Origin of the sequence: Vibrio sp. Y58_MX_L22 (genome assembly GCF_024181865.1) — a bacterium.
Classification (GTDB): Bacteria; Pseudomonadota; Gammaproteobacteria; order Enterobacterales; family Vibrionaceae; genus Vibrio; species Vibrio alginolyticus.
Genome location: NZ_JAMZAN010000004.1, coordinates 28,671 through 45,690, shown reverse-complemented (window position 1 = coordinate 45,690; position 17,020 = coordinate 28,671). Strand labels below are relative to the sequence as shown.

Annotated in this window: 14 protein-coding genes and 1 tRNA gene; 11 read left to right on the top strand and 4 right to left on the bottom strand. The window is 45.1% G+C overall.

The genetic code is table 11. From position 1 onward, the window contains the following. Positions 1 to 23 precede the first annotated feature (23 nt). The 3 genes from luxU to uvrB all read right to left on the bottom strand — a co-directional run bounded on the left by luxU (position 24) and on the right by uvrB (position 4,094). Positions 24 to 368, bottom strand: a complete 345-nt coding sequence (gene luxU / locus NL626_RS10750) for a quorum-sensing phosphorelay protein LuxU (RefSeq protein ID WP_017636054.1) — start codon at positions 366 to 368, stop codon at positions 24 to 26. Next, a complete protein-coding gene (gene luxO / locus NL626_RS10745) occupies positions 365 to 1,771 on the bottom strand; it encodes a quorum-sensing sigma-54 dependent transcriptional regulator LuxO (protein ID WP_253657331.1) in 1,407 nt (468 codons plus the stop codon). The genes luxU and luxO overlap by 4 nt, the downstream gene beginning before the upstream one ends. A gap of 292 nt (positions 1,772 to 2,063) precedes the next feature. Beyond that, positions 2,064 to 4,094: an excinuclease ABC subunit UvrB gene (gene uvrB / locus NL626_RS10740; protein WP_017636056.1), complete on the bottom strand. Its 2,031-nt coding sequence runs from the start codon at positions 4,092 to 4,094 to the stop codon at positions 2,064 to 2,066. A 559-nt stretch (positions 4,095 to 4,653) separates the two neighbouring features. Here uvrB and NL626_RS10735 point away from each other — a divergent pair. From NL626_RS10735 to NL626_RS10685, 11 genes are all read left to right on the top strand, one after another. Further along, positions 4,654 to 4,729, top strand: a tRNA-Asn gene (locus NL626_RS10735). Positions 4,730 to 5,080: 351 nt separating this feature from the next. After that, positions 5,081 to 7,378: a formate C-acetyltransferase gene (pflB, locus tag NL626_RS10730; RefSeq protein ID WP_253657330.1), complete on the top strand. Its 2,298-nt coding sequence runs from the start codon at positions 5,081 to 5,083 to the stop codon at positions 7,376 to 7,378. 305 nt (positions 7,379 to 7,683) lie between these two features. Further along, on the top strand, positions 7,684 to 8,262 hold the full coding sequence (gene rsxA, locus NL626_RS10725) for an electron transport complex subunit RsxA (protein ID WP_005380762.1): 579 nt from the start codon (positions 7,684 to 7,686) through the stop codon (positions 8,260 to 8,262). Positions 8,263 to 8,265: 3 nt separating this feature from the next. After that, the gene (rsxB, locus tag NL626_RS10720; protein WP_005380760.1) at positions 8,266 to 8,862 is read left to right on the top strand and encodes an electron transport complex subunit RsxB; all 597 of its coding nucleotides are present in this window, start codon (positions 8,266 to 8,268) and stop codon (positions 8,860 to 8,862) included. A gap of 8 nt (positions 8,863 to 8,870) precedes the next feature. Beyond that, positions 8,871 to 11,735: an electron transport complex subunit RsxC gene (gene rsxC, locus NL626_RS10715; protein WP_253657329.1), complete on the top strand. Its 2,865-nt coding sequence runs from the start codon at positions 8,871 to 8,873 to the stop codon at positions 11,733 to 11,735. Then, positions 11,735 to 12,781 carry an electron transport complex subunit RsxD gene (rsxD, locus tag NL626_RS10710; RefSeq protein ID WP_005390256.1) on the top strand — a complete coding sequence of 349 codons (1,047 nt, stop codon included), beginning with the start codon at positions 11,735 to 11,737 and terminating at the stop codon, positions 12,779 to 12,781. The genes rsxC and rsxD overlap by 1 nt, the downstream gene beginning before the upstream one ends. A 7-nt stretch (positions 12,782 to 12,788) precedes the next feature. Continuing rightward, positions 12,789 to 13,421 (top strand): electron transport complex subunit RsxG, encoded by a 633-nt coding sequence (gene rsxG, locus NL626_RS10705; RefSeq protein ID WP_205390966.1) that lies wholly within the window; start codon positions 12,789 to 12,791, stop codon positions 13,419 to 13,421. Further along, entirely contained in the window at positions 13,421 to 14,113 is a 693-nt protein-coding gene (locus NL626_RS10700; protein WP_005384881.1) for an electron transport complex subunit E, read from the top strand. The genes rsxG and NL626_RS10700 overlap by 1 nt, the downstream gene beginning before the upstream one ends. 64 nt (positions 14,114 to 14,177) lie before the next feature. Further along, the gene (nth, locus tag NL626_RS10695) at positions 14,178 to 14,819 is read left to right on the top strand and encodes an endonuclease III (RefSeq protein WP_005380743.1); all 642 of its coding nucleotides are present in this window, start codon (positions 14,178 to 14,180) and stop codon (positions 14,817 to 14,819) included. 32 nt (positions 14,820 to 14,851) lie between these two features. Then, positions 14,852 to 15,268 (top strand): lactoylglutathione lyase, encoded by a 417-nt coding sequence (gloA, locus tag NL626_RS10690; protein WP_005380739.1) that lies wholly within the window; start codon positions 14,852 to 14,854, stop codon positions 15,266 to 15,268. 150 nt (positions 15,269 to 15,418) lie between these two features. Continuing rightward, positions 15,419 to 15,853, top strand: coding sequence for a DUF2753 domain-containing protein (locus NL626_RS10685; protein WP_005384886.1), 435 nt, complete (start codon positions 15,419 to 15,421; stop codon positions 15,851 to 15,853). A 120-nt stretch (positions 15,854 to 15,973) separates the two neighbouring features. Here the strand turns inward: NL626_RS10685 and NL626_RS10680 are convergent, their stop codons facing one another. Beyond that, positions 15,974 to 16,855 (bottom strand): OmpA family protein, encoded by an 882-nt coding sequence (locus NL626_RS10680; protein ID WP_005384887.1) that lies wholly within the window; start codon positions 16,853 to 16,855, stop codon positions 15,974 to 15,976. Positions 16,856 to 17,020 lie beyond the last annotated feature (165 nt).

Below are 17,020 nucleotides of genomic sequence, written 5' to 3'. Positions count from 1 at the left end.
AAATGGTTAATAGGAATAAATAGCTACTGTCGCCAAGAGCGATAAGCATCTCGAGTTTCGTGCAAAAGATCGAACATCGCCTCTAATTCCTCAGACTCCGCAGTTAACTCACCGGCTTTCGCTTTTTTGTCTATAGACATCGCCAGTTCACAAAGGCGATCTGCCCCAAAGCTCGCAGCACTACTTTTCAACGCGTGGCTGATTTCTTTTGAGTAAGCTAATCGCTCTGCCCCCTGCAGTTGGGATAAGTTCTCGATATAGGTATCCATTTCTCCTAGGAAGATATCGAACAGTACAGGTACGTTGTCACTGCCAATTTCCATCGACAGTTCATCTATTTTTTGCTGATTTAATACATTTACACTCATACTTTTTGCCGCTCTTCCTTGCCGTTCCATGCCTGTAACTTGCGGTAAATCGTCGACGGACTGACATCAAGGTATCCCGCCGCTCGAGGAATATTGCCATCACATGCTTCAATCGCTTGCTCGATTGCCATTTTTTCCGTCATCCATAATGGCATAATCTCAGATGCGGTCATCGCTTTCGGCTCAATTAATTTAGCCACAGACCACGGACGGTCAAGCGGTTGATTCAACGGTGGCGGTAACATGTCCAACGTAATCTCTTTACCGTTGTTTAGAACAACGATATTGCGTAGCACGTTTTGTAACTGACGAACGTTACCCGGCCACTCATAGCTGTTGAATCGCTCGATGACATCAGGCGCAAAACGTATGAAGCTTTTTCCTTCTTCGTGTGACATGTAACCTAACAGTGAGTATGCAATTTCAATAACATCTTCGCCTCGTTCGCGTAAAGGCGGTAAATGCAAAGGAATGACATACAAACGATAGTACAAATCTTCACGGAATCGACCTTCTTGTACCTCTTTCCAGGGATCACGGTTAGTGGCACACACAAAGCGCACATCCACGCTCTTCATTTTTGAGGAACCCACTTTTTGGAATGTGCCCGTTTGAATAAATCGTAGCAACTTGGTTTGTAAATCCAAGTCCATCTCACAAAGCTCATCTAGAAAAAGTGTGCCGCCATCCGCTAACTCAGCAGCCCCTTGACGATCATTCGCAGCGCCAGTAAAGGCCCCTTTTACGTGACCAAACAGTTCACTCTCAATCAAATCTTTTGGAATTGCAGCACAGTTAATTGCAATAAAAGGTTTGTCACCACGTTTACTTGCTGCGTGAATAGCCTCGGCACATACCTCTTTACCAGTACCACTTTCACCTGTGATAAAAATACTCGCTTTACTGCTCGCCGCTGAATCTATCGTACGGTAAACCTGCTGCATGGTTTGGCTACTGCCGATAAACCCCTGATAGCTCTGATTACCTGGATTATCGGCTTCATTTTTTAGCTTGGTCGCTTTACGAATTGCATTGTTAACCGTGACACGTAAACGGTCTGCTTCACACGGTTTGATTAAAAAGTCTTGTGAGCCATGACGCATGGCCTCGACAGCGGTATCGATAGAACCGTGAGCGGTCATAAAAATTATAGGTACGTCGGGATGACTCTTTTTAACGGCATGTAAAACGTCCATCCCCGTCATATCTGGCAGACGGAGATCGAGTAAAATAAGATCTGGAATTCGATGATTTAGGCTCTCAATGGCATCCCTACCTGTGCCGACAATATTGATATCTATGCCAAGCGGTGTCAGGTATGAGCGGTACAGAGCCGCAACAGATGCTGTGTCCTCGACCATTAAAAGGTAACGAGACTTTGGGCCTTCGGGTTTTTGTTGCATAACCTAGCTATTATTTTGTTGTGTTTTAAACAATAATCGCATTACGCTTTGCATTTTGCAAATAACATTAGCTAAATTATGGGCAAAGGAAAAAATTCAAAAATAATATCAATTATTTAAAAAGTGGCACAAACCATGCTGTAACGATAGTGACCCCTCGGGTCACCTAGCCAACTGACGTTGTTAGTGAACGATATGTTCACAAAACAAGCCAATAGACCCGACTGCCTATTGGCTTCTTTTTTTTTACAAGCGACCTAAAATGCTTGGATAGCTAAATCGGTAAGTTTGTTCAACTATTTGCGATGAACTGCGCTCGTAGTTTTTCAATCTCGTCACGCTTTTGTGCCGCTAACTCAAATTCTAAATCTTGCGCATGCTGATACATCGCCGCCTCCAGTCGACTGATTTCTTTTTCTAGCTGCTGAGGGGACAGTGCCTCGTAAGTTTGCGAAGGCTCCGCCACTTTCGATAATGGTACCTGTTTAGTGTTACGCTGGCGTTTAGACTTAGTGATATCGCCAAGTTCCATTATGTCTTTGATATTTCGTTTGAGCGCTTGTGGCGAAATACCCATTTCTTCGTTGTACGCTTCCTGCTTCTCGCGACGACGGTTAGTTTCATCCATCGCCTTTTTCATTGAGTTGGTGATTCGGTCAGCGTATAGAATCGCCTTACCTTCGATGTTTCGCGCAGCACGACCAATGGTCTGAATGAGTGAGCGTTCAGACCGCAAGAAGCCCTCTTTATCCGCATCCAAAATTGCAACTAACGAGACCTCTGGCATATCCAGGCCCTCTCTCAATAAGTTTATTCCCACCAGCACGTCAAATTCCCCAAGACGAAGGTCACGGATAATTTCCACACGCTCAACAGTATCAATGTCTGAGTGTAAATAACGTACCTTAACATCATGTTCGTGAAGGTATTCGGTGAGATCTTCAGCCATTCGTTTGGTCAGTGTTGTAACCAGAACTCGTTCATCTTTAGCAGCGCGAATACGAATCTCAGACAATAGGTCGTCGACTTGGGTCGCTACTGGGCGAACCTCCAACTCAGGGTCAAGCAAGCCTGTAGGACGAACGACTTGATCCGCCACATCACCCGCCGATTTTTCTAGTTCGTAATTTCCGGGCGTAGCAGAGACGAAAATCGTTTGTGGCGCTAGTGCTTCAAACTCCTCAAACTTCAGTGGACGATTATCCAAAGCTGAAGGTAACCGGAAACCAAACTCCACCAGCGTTTCTTTACGCGAACGGTCACCTTTATACATGGCACCTATCTGCGGTACTGTCACGTGAGATTCATCGATGATCAACAAGCCATCATGAGGTAAGTAGTCAAACAGGGTTGGTGGCGGCTCACCTTCCGAGCGTCCACTGAGATAACGAGAATAGTTTTCGATACCGGAGCAAAAGCCCAACTCATTCATCATTTCGATATCGAATTGAGTGCGCTGGCTAATTCGCTGCTCTTCCAGTAGCTTGTTGTTATCTAGAAGCTGCTTTTTGCGCACTTCTAGTTCGACTTTAATATTTTCAATCGCTTCAAGAATGCGATCTCTTGGCGTGACATAGTGCGTCTTGGGATAGATGGTATAGCGCGGCAAGTCTCGTTGTTTGACCACGCCTGTCAATGGGTCGAACACACTGATGCAATCCACCTCATCGTCAAACATCTCAACGCGCACAGCGTCTTGGTCTGATTCGGCTGGGAAGATGTCAATCACTTCACCTCGAACACGGAATTGGCCACGCTCAAATGCAACGTCATTGCGCGAGTATTGGAGCTCCGCTAGGCGACGAAGCATATCACGCTGATCAATCACATCTCCACGTCGCAAATGAAGCATCATTTGTAAGTAGGATTCCGGATCACCCAAACCATAGATAGCTGAAACCGAAGCAACGATAATAGCGTCTTTCCGTTCCAATAAAGCTTTAGTGGCAGACAGTCGCATTTGCTCAATGTGGGCGTTAACCGAAGCGTCCTTTTCAATGAAAGTATCTGTTGTGGGAACGTATGCTTCAGGTTGGTAGTAATCGTAGTAAGAAACAAAATACTCAACCGCATTATTAGGAAAGAATGACTTCATCTCACCATATAACTGAGCAGCAAGCGTTTTGTTTGGCGCAAGTAATATTGCAGGTCGTTGGGCTTGAGCAATCACATTCGCTAGTGTGAAGGTTTTACCTGAGCCTGTGACCCCCAACAATGTTTGATGTGCTAGCCCAGCATCGAGCCCCTCAAGCAACTGATTGATCGCTCCTGGTTGATCGCCCGACGGCTGATAATCGGAGACCAATTCATAGACTTTACTCATACCCTTCCTCAATTTTACTGCGCTTTGGCTGTATATATATACACCTTAGCTAATGAAATCTACGTCTATCGAGAATCTAACCATCATTGTTAATAAATTTTCTTGTTTGTCTAGAATGCTATAGCCATACAAAAGTGACTCTGATATAGTACTTCGCCCTAGTTGAAGAGCTACACACATTCTTCACATTATAGTTTCCACAACTTTTCCCCAAAAATTAGCTTAAAACTTTCTTATCCCCAAAAGATTGATTTTTATCCACTTTGAATACCTTTTGATTAACATCGATAAATCTCTGTTTTATTTGCTTATTTTACGCATAACTCCGACTAAAAATTCATCAAATAAAAACTTAGTTGCATATCGGTTTTCTTTACCCAGATCTCATCAACATACTTATCCACAAATTTAGTGGATAACTAACCTCGAGCCTTTACTGGCAAGCCATACAGAAAAGTAAAGCCCTTAACTCAATATTTTTTGCTAAAAATGTATTTTTTTACTGTTGACAGTAGTTTGAGTGCTCGGTAAGATTCGTCCCGCTTTCAAGCAAAGCAATTCCTCCTTAGCTCAGTTGGTAGAGCGACGGACTGTTAATCCGCAGGTCGCTGGTTCGAGCCCAGCAGGAGGAGCCAGATTATAGAAAAGCCGTGTCGCAAGACACGGCTTTTTTTGTATCTTAATCGCCATGAAATCTAAGCCAATCTAGGCGTCATAAAATCACACCGAAATAAGTTCAAATTACAGAACTCATAACATTGTTATAGATAGTGTTCTCACAGCACCACACATTTAATTCTGTCTCTTTTCTAGCAAAACACAATCGTAAATAGTTGAATCTATTATTAATGCAATTTAATCATTAAAAAAATGAAAAGCATTCATTTTACTCATAACAAATAAATCCATACGATTAAAAAGGTTAAGAATGGTTCCGTCCTACTCGTCGCCTCCATTCTAATTATCAATAACTTAGGGATTTACTTATGACTATTCCGACAACTGACATGCTAGATGCATGGGCTGGATTTACTGCTGGTGAATGGCAAAACTCTGTCAACACTCGTGACTTCATCCAAAAAAACTATACACCCTATGAGGGAGACGAGTCTTTCTTAGCCGAGGTTAGCAAATCCACTTCAGCATTATGGAACCAAGTGCTTGAAGGCATAAAACAAGAAAGCCGCACACACGCCCCTATTGATTTTGACACAGACTTGCCCTCAACAATCACTTCCCACGATGCAGGCTACATCAACAAAGATCTGGAAAAGATCGTTGGCTTACAAACTGATCAACCGCTAAAACGTGCAATCATCGCCAATGGCGGGATTCGCATGGTAAAAAACTCGTGCGAAGTTTATGGCCGCGAACTGGATCCAACGGTTGAAAAGATCTTCACTGAATACCGTAAAACTCACAACAAAGCGTGTTTCGACCTTTACACCAAAGAAATTCTAGCCTGTCGTAAATCCGGCATCATCACGGGCCTTCCTGATGCCTATGGCCGTGGTCGTATCATTGGTGACTATCGCCGTCTCGCCCTATACGGTATCGACTTCTTAAAAGCAGACAAAAAAGAACAATACAACTCAACACAAACGTTCTTAGAACAAGGCAACGATCTTGAGAAAACACTTCGTCTGCGCGAAGAAATAGCCGATCAAGTTCAAGCGCTTGAAGACATTCGTCAAATGGGTCTGAAATACGGCATTGATATGTCGCTACCTGCAAAAACAGCACAAGAAGCGATCCAATTTACCTACTTTGGCTACCTAGCGGCGGTTAAATCGCAAAACGGCGCAGCAATGTCACTGGGCCGTACTTCGACTTTCCTAGACGTCTATCTAGAACGCGATATCGCAAACGGTTTGATTGATGAATCACAAGCGCAAGAAATGATTGATCACTTCATCATGAAGCTACGCATGGTTCGCTTCCTACGCACACCAGAATACGATTCATTGTTCTCTGGCGACCCAATCTGGGCAACCGAAGCCATGGCTGGTATGGGCGTTGATGGCCGTACGCTAGTATCTAAAACGACATTCCGGTACTTACATACACTACATACTATGGGCCCTGCTCCTGAGCCAAACATGACGATTCTTTGGTCAGAGCAATTACCTGAAGCGTTCAAGCAATACGCTGCAAAAGTGTCGATTGATACCTCTTCGGTTCAATACGAAAACGACGATCTAATGCGCCCTGATTTCAACAATGACGACTACGCGATTGCCTGTTGTGTGAGCCCGCAGGTTGTTGGTCAGCACATGCAATTCTTTGGTGCACGTGCCAACCTTGCAAAAGCACTGCTTTACACCATCAATGGTGGTATCGATGAAAAATCGAAAGCGCAAGTGGGTCCGGTAGTGGACAAAGTTCAAGATGAAATTCTCGACTTTGACGCTTTGATGCATCGTTTCGACAACATGTTGGAATGGTTAGCAACGCAATACGTCACAGCGTTGAACATCATCCATTACTCACATGACCGTTACAGCTACGAAGCGTCACTGATGGCACTGATGGATCGCGACGTGCACCGCACGATGGCGTGTGGTATTGCAGGTCTGTCTGTTGTCGCAGACTCTTTGGCAGCAATTAAATACGCAACGGTAAAGCCTGTTCGTGATGAAGATGGCATCGCCGTTGATTTTGAAATCGAAGGTGATTATCCAAAATTTGGTAACAATGATGCCCGTGTTGATGACATCGCTTGTGATCTGGTTGAGCGCTTCATGAAGAAAATTCAGAAGATGCACACCTACCGCGAAGCAGTGCCAACTCAATCGATCCTAACGATCACATCTAACGTGGTTTACGGCAAAAAAACGGGTAATACACCAGATGGCCGTCGCGCAGGTATGCCTTTTGGCCCGGGTGCAAACCCAATGCACGGTCGTGATGAAAAAGGGGCGGTTGCGTCTCTGGCATCGGTTTCTAAATTACCGTTTGCTTACGCTAAAGATGGTATTTCTTACACTTTCTCAATTGTGCCGAGCGCATTGGGTAAAGATGACTTGAGTCAGAAGAAGAACCTAGCTGCGCTAATGGATGGTTACTTCCATCACGAAGCAAGCAACGAGGGTATTGCGATTGAAGGTGGTCAACACCTTAACGTCAACGTTCTAGACCGAGAGATGTTATTGGATGCGGTTGAACATCCAGAGAAATACCCTCAGTTGACGATTCGAGTGTCTGGTTATGCGGTACGTTTTAACTCTCTAACGACAGAGCAACAGCAAGACGTCATCACTCGTACTTTCACAAGTAAGATATAAACATAGTCCATCAAGCACTCAGAAGATTTAAATAATTAGCTTGTAAATATGCATTGCCCGCTTCTCTTTTCTACCTGGGAGAGGCGGGCTTTTTTTAAAATCACACATTAGATGAAAATTAATAGGTAGTATCCTCTCGCTAACAATACATTCAGCAAACGATTCAATTTCTTATTGATTCATCAAAATACATCAATTAGACGACTATTTTTCCATCGTGTATGTAAAACCACATCGTTCACTGGTTGTTATTGGTGTCACAAAACACGATAATATCAAGATCGGATTTTAAGAACGTAATAACTATGACCGAATATGTTTTGTTGTTGGTCGGCACTGTGCTGGTGAACAACTTTGTACTGGTGAAGTTTTTGGGCCTATGTCCTTTCATGGGTGTGTCCAAAAAACTGGAAACAGCAATAGGTATGGGCTTAGCGACAACTTTTGTGCTAACGCTCGCGTCAGTGTGTGCGTATTTAGTGGAAAGCTACATCCTTCGTCCACTAGGTATTGAGTACCTTCGAACCATGAGTTTTATTTTGGTGATAGCCGTTGTGGTGCAGTTCACCGAAATGGTTGTGCACAAAACCAGCCCGACGCTTTATCGCTTGCTTGGCATTTTCTTACCGCTGATCACAACAAACTGCGCAGTATTGGGCGTGGCACTTCTTAACATTAATGAAAACCATAACTTTATTGAATCGATCATCTACGGCTTCGGCGCCGCTGTTGGTTTCTCATTGGTGTTGATACTTTTTGCATCCATGCGAGAGCGCATAGCCGCCGCCGACGTTCCTGTGCCTTTTAAAGGTGCGTCAATAGCAATGATTACAGCAGGTTTAATGTCACTCGCCTTTATGGGCTTTACAGGTTTGGTGAAGTAAGCGATGAGTACGATTTTAATTGCGATTATCGCGTTAGCGGTTCTGGCTGCGATTTTCGGCGCGATACTTGGTTTTGCTTCTATTCGCTTTAAAGTTGAAGCGGACCCTATTGTGGATCAAATCGACGCCATTTTACCGCAAACTCAATGCGGTCAATGTGGCTACCCTGGTTGCCGCCCTTATGCTGAAGCAATTGCAAATGGCGACCACATCAACAAATGTCCCCCTGGTGGTCAGGCAACAATCGAAAAGCTCGCCGACTTAATGGGTGTTGAGCCAGAAGAATCTGCGCACGATCTCGACAGCAAAATTCCAACCGTTGCGTTTATTCATGAAGACATGTGTATTGGCTGCACTAAGTGTATTCAGGCGTGTCCGGTGGATGCAATTGTAGGCGGAACAAAGGCGGTCCATACCGTAATCAAAGACGAATGTACGGGCTGTGACTTGTGTGTTGCCCCATGTCCGACTGATTGTATTGAAATGATTCCTGTGGCAACGACCACAGAAAGCTGGAAGTGGCAACTTCACTCCATTCCGGTACTTAACATTACGGATGCTGCCGACAATGCAGCGAACGTGAAAGATTCAATTAAGTAAGGTTTCACATGTTGTCTTTGATTGAACAAATTCGTACAGGCGCGCTTTGGGATTTCCCAGGTGGTGTGCATCCGGCAGAAAATAAAAAGCAGTCCAACAAAACTGAACTCGCTCATGCGGCTATCCCGTCAGAAATTGTATTGCCGCTAAAACAGCACATTGGTAAAGCGGGTAACCTACTGGTTGCCGAAGGTGACTACGTATTAAAAGGTCAGCCATTAACGCAATCGGAGACCGGCTTTACGGTTCCAGTGCATGCTCCAACATCAGGTACGCTCACCGCGATTGAGCCACGAACTGTCGCGCACCCTTCTGGGTTAAGTGAATTGTGCGCAGTCATCACGCCTGATAGGAAAGATGCATGGTGTGAAAGAAACCCCGTCGCAGATTACCAACAAGAAACCCCTGACGCACTGATTGATATTATTCGTCTCGCTGGTATTTCTGGTATGGGTGGCGCAGGCTTCCCTACTGCAAAAAAAATCCAATCAGGTTTTGCTCGTACCGAGATTCTTATCGTTAATGCAGCAGAGTGCGAGCCATACATCACGTCTGATGACAAGCTCATGCAAGAACATGCCGAAGAGCTTATTCAAGGTATCGAAATTGTCGAACATATCCTGACACCAAAGCTCACGATTATTGGCATTGAAGACAACAAACCAGAAGCAATCAAAGCGCTAGAAGCTGCGGCTATAAACAAAGATATCGTTATTCGCGTTATCCCAACTAAATATCCTTCTGGCGGTGAAAAACAGCTGATCAAAATTTTAACCAATAAAGAAGTACCAAGTGGCGCGATTCCAGCCGATATTGGTATTTTGGTTCAGAATGTTGGTTCTCTTTACGCTATAAAACGCGCAGTCATCGACGGTGAACCGATGATAAAGCGCATCGTGACTCTCACTGGTAAAACCTTCAAACAACCACGCAACGTTTGGGCATTGTTAGGGACACCAGTACAAGCACTGTTGGATGAGTTTGGCTATAAAGCAGATAAGAAGTTACAGCGTTTAATTATGGGTGGGCCAATGATGGGCTTTACCCTTCCTCACTCCCAAGTGCCGATTACCAAGACAGCAAACTGTATCCTTGCTCCGACTCGTCGTGAGATCTCTCCGCACCAGTATGAGATGGAATGTATTCGCTGTAGCCAATGTGCAGAAGCGTGCCCTGCTTCGCTGCTGCCTCAACAACTGCAATGGCATGCAAAAGCTGAAGAGTATGACAAACTCGAAGAATTAAACTTAAAGGATTGTATCGAGTGCGGCGCTTGTGCGTTTGTATGTCCAAGTGAAATTCCGCTCGTACAGTACTACCGCCAAGCGAAAGCAGAAATTAGAACTAGAGCACAAGAAGCGGAAGCTGCAGAGCGAGCAAAACTGCGTTTTGAAGAGAAAAAAGCGCGTATGGAACGAGAAAAAGCAGAACGTGAAAATCGCTTCAAGAAAGCTGCCGATCAACGCCGAAAAGAGATGAAGTCTTCTGGCAGCGATGATGCGATAGCAGCAGCGATCGCACGAGTGAAAGCTCAAAAGACAGAAACCACTGAAAAAGCAGAGCCAGCAGTAAAACCAGCCGTAGCGGCAGCCATTGCCAAAGCGAAGGCTAAACAAGCGGCAGCAGCTAAAGCAGGCTCTAGTGAACCTGATAACTCAGAAATGGCAAAACTGCGCGAAGAACGCAAACGTCTTGCTCGCGAACGGAAAGCGCAAAAAGAACAAGGCGAAACGCCAGACAATAACGCTGATGATAAAAAGTCGGCAGTAGCGGCCGCCATCGCCCGAGCTAAAGCGAAAAAAGCACAACAAGAAGATTCAACTGAATCTGTAGAATCGGAAACGTCTGCACAGCAAGACAGCGATCCGAAGAAAGCCGCGGTTGCTGCTGCCATTGCACGTGCCAAAGCACGTAAAGCGAAGCAAGCAGACTCAACTGAAGCGGAAGAAGCTGACGCACCTGCTGAGCAAACCGACGATCCGAAAAAAGCCGCAGTTGCCGCTGCAATTGCTCGAGCCAAAGCGCGCAAAGCTAAGCAAGCAGACTCAACTGAAGCGGAAGAAGCTAAAGCACCTGCTGAGCAAACCGACGATCCGAAGAAAGCCGCCGTGGCTGCTGCGATTGCACGTGCCAAAGCACGAAAAGCGAAGCAAGCAGACTCAATTGAAGCGGAAGAAGCCGAAGCACCTGCCGAGCAAACCAAAGATCCGAAAAAAGCCGCCGTGGCTGCCGCGATTGCACGTGCCAAAGCACGTAAAGCGAAACAAGCAGACTCAACTGAAGCGGAAGAAGCTAAAGCACCTGCTGAGCAAACCGACGATCCGAAGAAAGCCGCAGTGGCTGCTGCCATTGCACGTGCCAAAGCGCGTAAAGCGAAACAAGCAGACTCAACTGAAGCGGAAGAAGCTGACGCACCTGCCGAGCAAACCGAAGATCCGAAGAAAGCCGCCGTGGCTGCTGCCATCGCTCGAGCCAAAGCGCGCAAAGCGAAGCAAGAAACGCAAACTGAGCCTGTTGAAGACGCAACTTCTGAAGAACCAGAAGTGGATCCGAAAAAAGCCGCGGTTGCCGCAGCAATTGCACGCGCGAAGGCTCGTAAAGCGAAACAAGCAGACTCAACTGAAGCGGAAGAAGCTGAAGCACCTGCCGAGCAAACCGACGATCCGAAAAAAGCCGCCGTGGCTGCTGCCATCGCTCGAGCCAAAGCGCGCAAAGCGAAGCAAGAAACGCAAACAGAGCCTGTTGAAGAAGCAACCTCCGAAGAACCAGAAGTGGATCCGAAGAAAGCCGCGGTTGCCGCAGCAATTGCGCGCGCGAAGGCACGCAAAGCGCAACAAGAAGCTAATAAAAATAATACTGAGGAGAACGAGTAGTGTCGTTTTTTATTGCCAGTTCACCGCATACCCACAGTCGTCGTAGTACGCCAGACTTAATGAAATGGGTGGCACTTTGCGCACTTCCAGGTTTAGTAGCTCAAACCTACTTCTTTGGCTGGGGTACGCTTATTCAGCTGATTTTTGCCATTGCAGTCGCTGTATCCCTTGAAGCCTTAGTCATGATCTGTCGTAAACGCTCACCAATGAGAGCGCTACGTGATAACAGTGCAATAGTTACCGCTTGGTTATTAGCCGTTGCTATACCACCATGGTCTCCGTGGTGGATTATGGTGATCGGGCTTATTTTTGCGATAGTAATCGCTAAACACCTCTATGGTGGCCTTGGACAAAACTTATTCAACCCTGCAATGGTCGCTTATGTGGTCTTGTTGATCTCTTTCCCAGTACAAATGACGAGTTGGAGTGCACCGACATCACTCATACCTGATCATGTAAATTTTGCAGATACACTCTCTTTAATTTTTACGGGCTATGATTACGACGGCTTATCACTTCAGCAAGTTCGCTCAGGTGTTGACGGCGTGACAATGGCGACACCACTTGATGCATTTAAGACTGGCATTCTTACAGGTGCCACTCCAAGCGAAGTAATGTCGCAGCCAATATTTGATGGCTTAGGTGGTATTGGTTGGCAATGGGTAAACCTTGCTTACCTTCTTGGCGGCATAGTCATGATCAAAAAGCGTATCATCCAATGGTATATTCCAGCAGGTTTCCTTGCGAGTCTGACTCTGTTTAGCCTAGTGTTCACGTTGCTGACGCCAGGGGAAACTGCGTCGCCAGTTTTACACTTGTTATCTGGTGCAACCATGCTTGGCGCATTCTTTATTGCAACCGATCCCGTTTCGGCGTCTACCACCGTCAAAGGACGTTTAATCTTCGGTGCGCTTATTGGTGCTTTGGTTTTTATCATTCGCAGTTGGGGCGGTTTCCCAGATGGTGTTGCATTTGCAGTGTTGCTTGCAAATATGTGTGTGCCACTGATCGATTACTACACCAAACCTAGAACTTACGGTCACTGAGGTAAACATGTTAACCGCTATTAGAAAAAATGGTCTGACACTCGCGATGTTTGCATGTGCAACAACCGGATTAGTCGCCCTTACTCAGTACCTAACAAAAGACCAAATCAAGGTACAAGAGCAAAAACAATTACTTTCTGTTTTGAATCAAGTCATTCCAGAAAACATGCATGACAACGCACTCACGCAAGCTTGTACAATGGTCACGTCTCCAGATCTGGGGACATTACGTGCGATGCCAGCCTACCTCGCCACGAAGAATGGTGAACCAACAGCAATCGCAATAGAATCTATCGCGCCAGATGGCTACAATGGTGAGATAAAAGTGATTACTGGGATTGATAATCAGGGCAATATTTTGGGGACACGCGTCCTAAACCACCAAGAAACCCCTGGTCTGGGCGATAAAATCGATCTTCGTGTCACCGACTGGATCCTGAGCTTTACGGGCAAACAAGTCACGGAAAGTAACTGGAACTCATGGAAAGTTCGTAAAGATGGTGGTGATTTCGATCAATTTACTGGTGCAACGATCACGCCTAGAGCCGTCGTAAAAGTGGTGCGAAATACCGTTAACTACGTAAACCAATCTCGTGAAGACATTCTTAGCCAGCCTTTGGGCTGTGAAGGAGAGCAGTAATGAGTGAAAATAAATTGCTGATGAAAAACGGTATGTGGAGCAATAACCCTGCTCTCGTACAGCTGCTGGGTCTGTGTCCACTACTAGCGGTTTCTTCCACGATAACCAATGCCTTAGGTCTTGGTATTGCAACCTTATTAGTGCTGGTCGGCTCCAACGTCACGGTTTCTCTTATTCGTAATTACGTACCAAAAGAGATCCGCATTCCTGTGTTCGTGATGATCATTGCCTCTCTCGTTACCTGTGTTCAGTTATTGATGAATGCCTATGCGTATGGTTTATACCTATCTCTTGGTATCTTTATTCCTCTGATTGTAACCAACTGCATCATTATTGGTCGAGCTGAAGCATATGCTTCAAAAAATGATGTTGCGCCCGCTGCGCTAGATGGTTTGTGGATGGGCCTTGGTATGACGAGCGTCTTGGTTGTTTTAGGTGCCATGCGCGAATTAATTGGTAATGGCACACTATTCGACGGAGCAGACCTTCTCCTAGGAGACTGGGCTTCAGCTCTACGGATTCAAGTTTTCCAATTTGACAATAGCTTCCTGTTAGCGCTTCTCCCACCTGGTGCATTTATCGGTGTTGGGCTGTTGATAGCGCTCAAAAATGTCATAGATAATTCAATTCAGGCACGTCAACCAAAAGAAGAAAAACCAACCATAGAACGTGCTCGCGTCACTAACGCATAACAAGATAAGGCTCTGTCATAGGAGCCTTTTTCATAAACCGCAGAGACGGTATTGGAAGTCAGCAATGAACAAAATAAAAAGAATCGAAATTCTTGAGCGATTACGAGAAAACAATCCGAATCCTCAAACTGAGCTTAACTGGAGCTCCCCTTTTGAGCTGCTAATCGCTGTATTACTATCAGCTCAAGCAACCGATGTAAGCGTCAATAAAGCCACCGATAAGCTTTTCCCTGTAGCGAATACACCTCAAAGCATTCTTGATTTGGGAGTCGATGGCTTAAAAGAATACATAAAGACCATCGGTTTGTTTAACTCAAAGGCAGAAAACACAATCAAGACTTGTAAGATCTTGTTGGAAAAACACAATGGTGAAGTTCCTGAAGATCGTGCAGCGTTAGAAGCGCTACCAGGCGTAGGTCGCAAGACCGCAAACGTCGTGCTCAACACCGCTTTTGGTTGGCCAACTATTGCCGTCGATACGCACATTTATCGCGTGTCGAATCGCACTAAATTTGCGATGGGAAAAACGGTTGATGATGTCGAGCAGAAGCTATTAAAAGTTGTGCCAAAAGAGTTCAAACTCGATGTGCACCACTGGCTCATTCTTCATGGTCGTTATACGTGCGTAGCAAGAAAGCCTCGCTGCGGTAGCTGCATTATCGAAGATTTGTGCGAATATAAAGAGAAAGTATACCCAGATAGCTAACGCTATTTGTAAATCAAAGCTAGGAGCAAAAAATGTCAAACGGTCGAATTCTCCACACTATGCTTCGCGTAGGTGATCTAGACAAATCCATCAAGTTTTACACTGAAGTTATGGGCATGCAGCTGCTTCGTACTAACGAAAATAAAGAGTACGAATACACGCTAGCGTTTCTTGGTTATGGTGACGAATCCCAAGGTGCAGTGATCGAACTGACTTACAACTGGGGTAAAACTGAGTATGACTTAGGTACCGCTTTTGGTCATATCGCCATTGGTGTTGACGATATCTACACAACTTGCGACGCTATCAAAGCGGCGGGCGGTAATGTGACGCGTGAGCCAGGTCCAGTAAAAGGCGGAAGCACGCACATTGCATTCGTAAAAGACCCAGATGGTTATATGATTGAGCTTATTCAAAATAAGCAAGCTTCAGCAGGTCTTGAAGGCTAAGCGGCACTTCTAATAATCACTTGTACTGCAAGTTGAACTCCGATTACAGGCAGGTCTGCGATCTGCCTGTCCTTTTATAAACAAAACTCTTTACTTGATAATGGTTATCGTTTAGATTTATCCGCAACTTCGATATGCGGGATTACGATAATGATCAGTGAATGGGAAAAACACACACTTCTAGCCGATACGGCACTTCAACTAGATGACCCTGTTCGCAGCATTCTTCATTACCAGCAAGCCCTAAGCCTGAGTGAAGATATTAGCGAATGTGTGGAAATTGAGGCGGACGAGCGATTATTAATTTCTGTGATTTCTTGTCATAACTTAGCTCAGTTCTGGCGTTGGGCCGGAGATACTGACTATGAACTCAAATACCTTCAACTGGCCTCTGAGAAAGTCTTAACACTTATCCCACAATGCCCAAATAAAGAGTGTGCAAGCTTTATCGACTCGATAGGATGCTGTACTAAGGCGTTGATAGACTTTATGAAGCGTCACCCTAATCCGGCTATTGCCAAACAGGTTGAAAAAATAGATACCGCAACCAATTGCGAAGTCATTGCCAAATTCCGCTTAAACTAACATTCAAATTATACAGTAGGAATCACCGAAAGGTGCTTGGCAAAATACCACTAAAATATTATTAACAACGTCAGTAAATCAAAAACGCCGAAGCTTTCAGCTTCGGCGTTTTTATAAGCATCACACTTGGGTTCGCCCTAGAGATATCACGACTCGGCGGTTTTTGTCTTTTCCTATTGGCGAACCGTTATCTGCAATAGGACGACGCTTGCCGTACCCTTGCACTTGAATTCGATCTTCCGGTAGCCCTAGAGACTGAAAATAATCACGAAGTGACTCTGCACGTCGCTCTGATAAACTTTGACTCGCACTTTTACCATCGGTTGAATCTGTGTACGTCGCCACCAGCACGAGATCGATATCTTGATTATGTCGGATATAATCTGCAATTTGTGATAAACGCTTTTTAGAAGCCTTGGTTAACTGATCACCTTGTCTTTCGTAGTGCAAAATCGTAAAAGCAATGTCCTCGAAACTGTATTTCAATAAGTTGGAAATACAGTCGCTAAACGCGTTGTACTTGTTTTGAAATAGTACTGATGACAATGCGACTTCAATTCTCTGATCTCGGCTCTGCCAATCTTGGTAACTAAAAGTCGGATAACGGCCTTTTTCCAGCTCAGACAAAATGCCCCATGCTGTTTGCCCTCCGACATAACCATCAAACTGTTTAAAAAACTTTAGGTTTGTAATTCGATCGGCGTGTTCACCTGGTCGCCAAGGTGGCGGCATAGAAATGAGACTGACGTTACGTGTTTCTCCCATCGGACGACGCATTTTTAACTCAAAGTCTAAATTAATTTTTTTATTCGCACGAGATGAAAATACCGCATCTCCAAAGCTTGGAATGGGGTGTACAAGCTGACATTCTAATGGTGTATTGACCACCATTTCCCATTGAGATTGCTGTGGAGTTGCAGCATAACGTTTGCCCATCAAAGCGAAGCTGCTTGTGCTAAACAACGAAAATACAACACCACTGGTAATCAGCCATTTCTTCATCTAATACTGTCTCTTAAACGGCAGTCTGTTGCCGTCAATTTGCATCAATAAAACCACCTCAACCGGCATGCAAAAATCTCGCCAATATAGGGCTATCTGTCACACTGACATTAATGTGAGCCACCGTGTTCCAATCACCTTAACCGCCACTTAGCGTTTTACTTC

Bases quoted from the DNA above. Each gene is read 5' to 3' on its own strand.
- luxU (WP_017636054.1), bottom strand. From the start codon at position 368: ATGAGTGTAAATGTATTAAATCAGCAAAAAATAGATGAACTGTCGATG.
- luxO (WP_253657331.1), bottom strand. From the start codon at position 1,771: ATGCAACAAAAACCCGAAGGCCCAAAGTCTCGTTACCTTTTAATGGTC.
- uvrB (WP_017636056.1), bottom strand. From the start codon at position 4,094: ATGAGTAAAGTCTATGAATTGGTCTCCGATTATCAGCCGTCGGGCGAT.
- pflB (WP_253657330.1), top strand. From the start codon at position 5,081: ATGACTATTCCGACAACTGACATGCTAGATGCATGGGCTGGATTTACT.
- rsxA (WP_005380762.1), top strand. From the start codon at position 7,684: ATGACCGAATATGTTTTGTTGTTGGTCGGCACTGTGCTGGTGAACAAC.
- rsxB (WP_005380760.1), top strand. From the start codon at position 8,266: ATGAGTACGATTTTAATTGCGATTATCGCGTTAGCGGTTCTGGCTGCG.
- rsxC (WP_253657329.1), top strand. From the start codon at position 8,871: ATGTTGTCTTTGATTGAACAAATTCGTACAGGCGCGCTTTGGGATTTC.
- rsxG (WP_205390966.1), top strand. From the start codon at position 12,789: ATGTTAACCGCTATTAGAAAAAATGGTCTGACACTCGCGATGTTTGCA.
- NL626_RS10700 (WP_005384881.1), top strand. From the start codon at position 13,421: ATGAGTGAAAATAAATTGCTGATGAAAAACGGTATGTGGAGCAATAAC.
- nth (WP_005380743.1), top strand. From the start codon at position 14,178: ATGAACAAAATAAAAAGAATCGAAATTCTTGAGCGATTACGAGAAAAC.
- gloA (WP_005380739.1), top strand. From the start codon at position 14,852: ATGTCAAACGGTCGAATTCTCCACACTATGCTTCGCGTAGGTGATCTA.
- NL626_RS10685 (WP_005384886.1), top strand. From the start codon at position 15,419: ATGATCAGTGAATGGGAAAAACACACACTTCTAGCCGATACGGCACTT.
- NL626_RS10680 (WP_005384887.1), bottom strand. From the start codon at position 16,855: ATGAAGAAATGGCTGATTACCAGTGGTGTTGTATTTTCGTTGTTTAGC.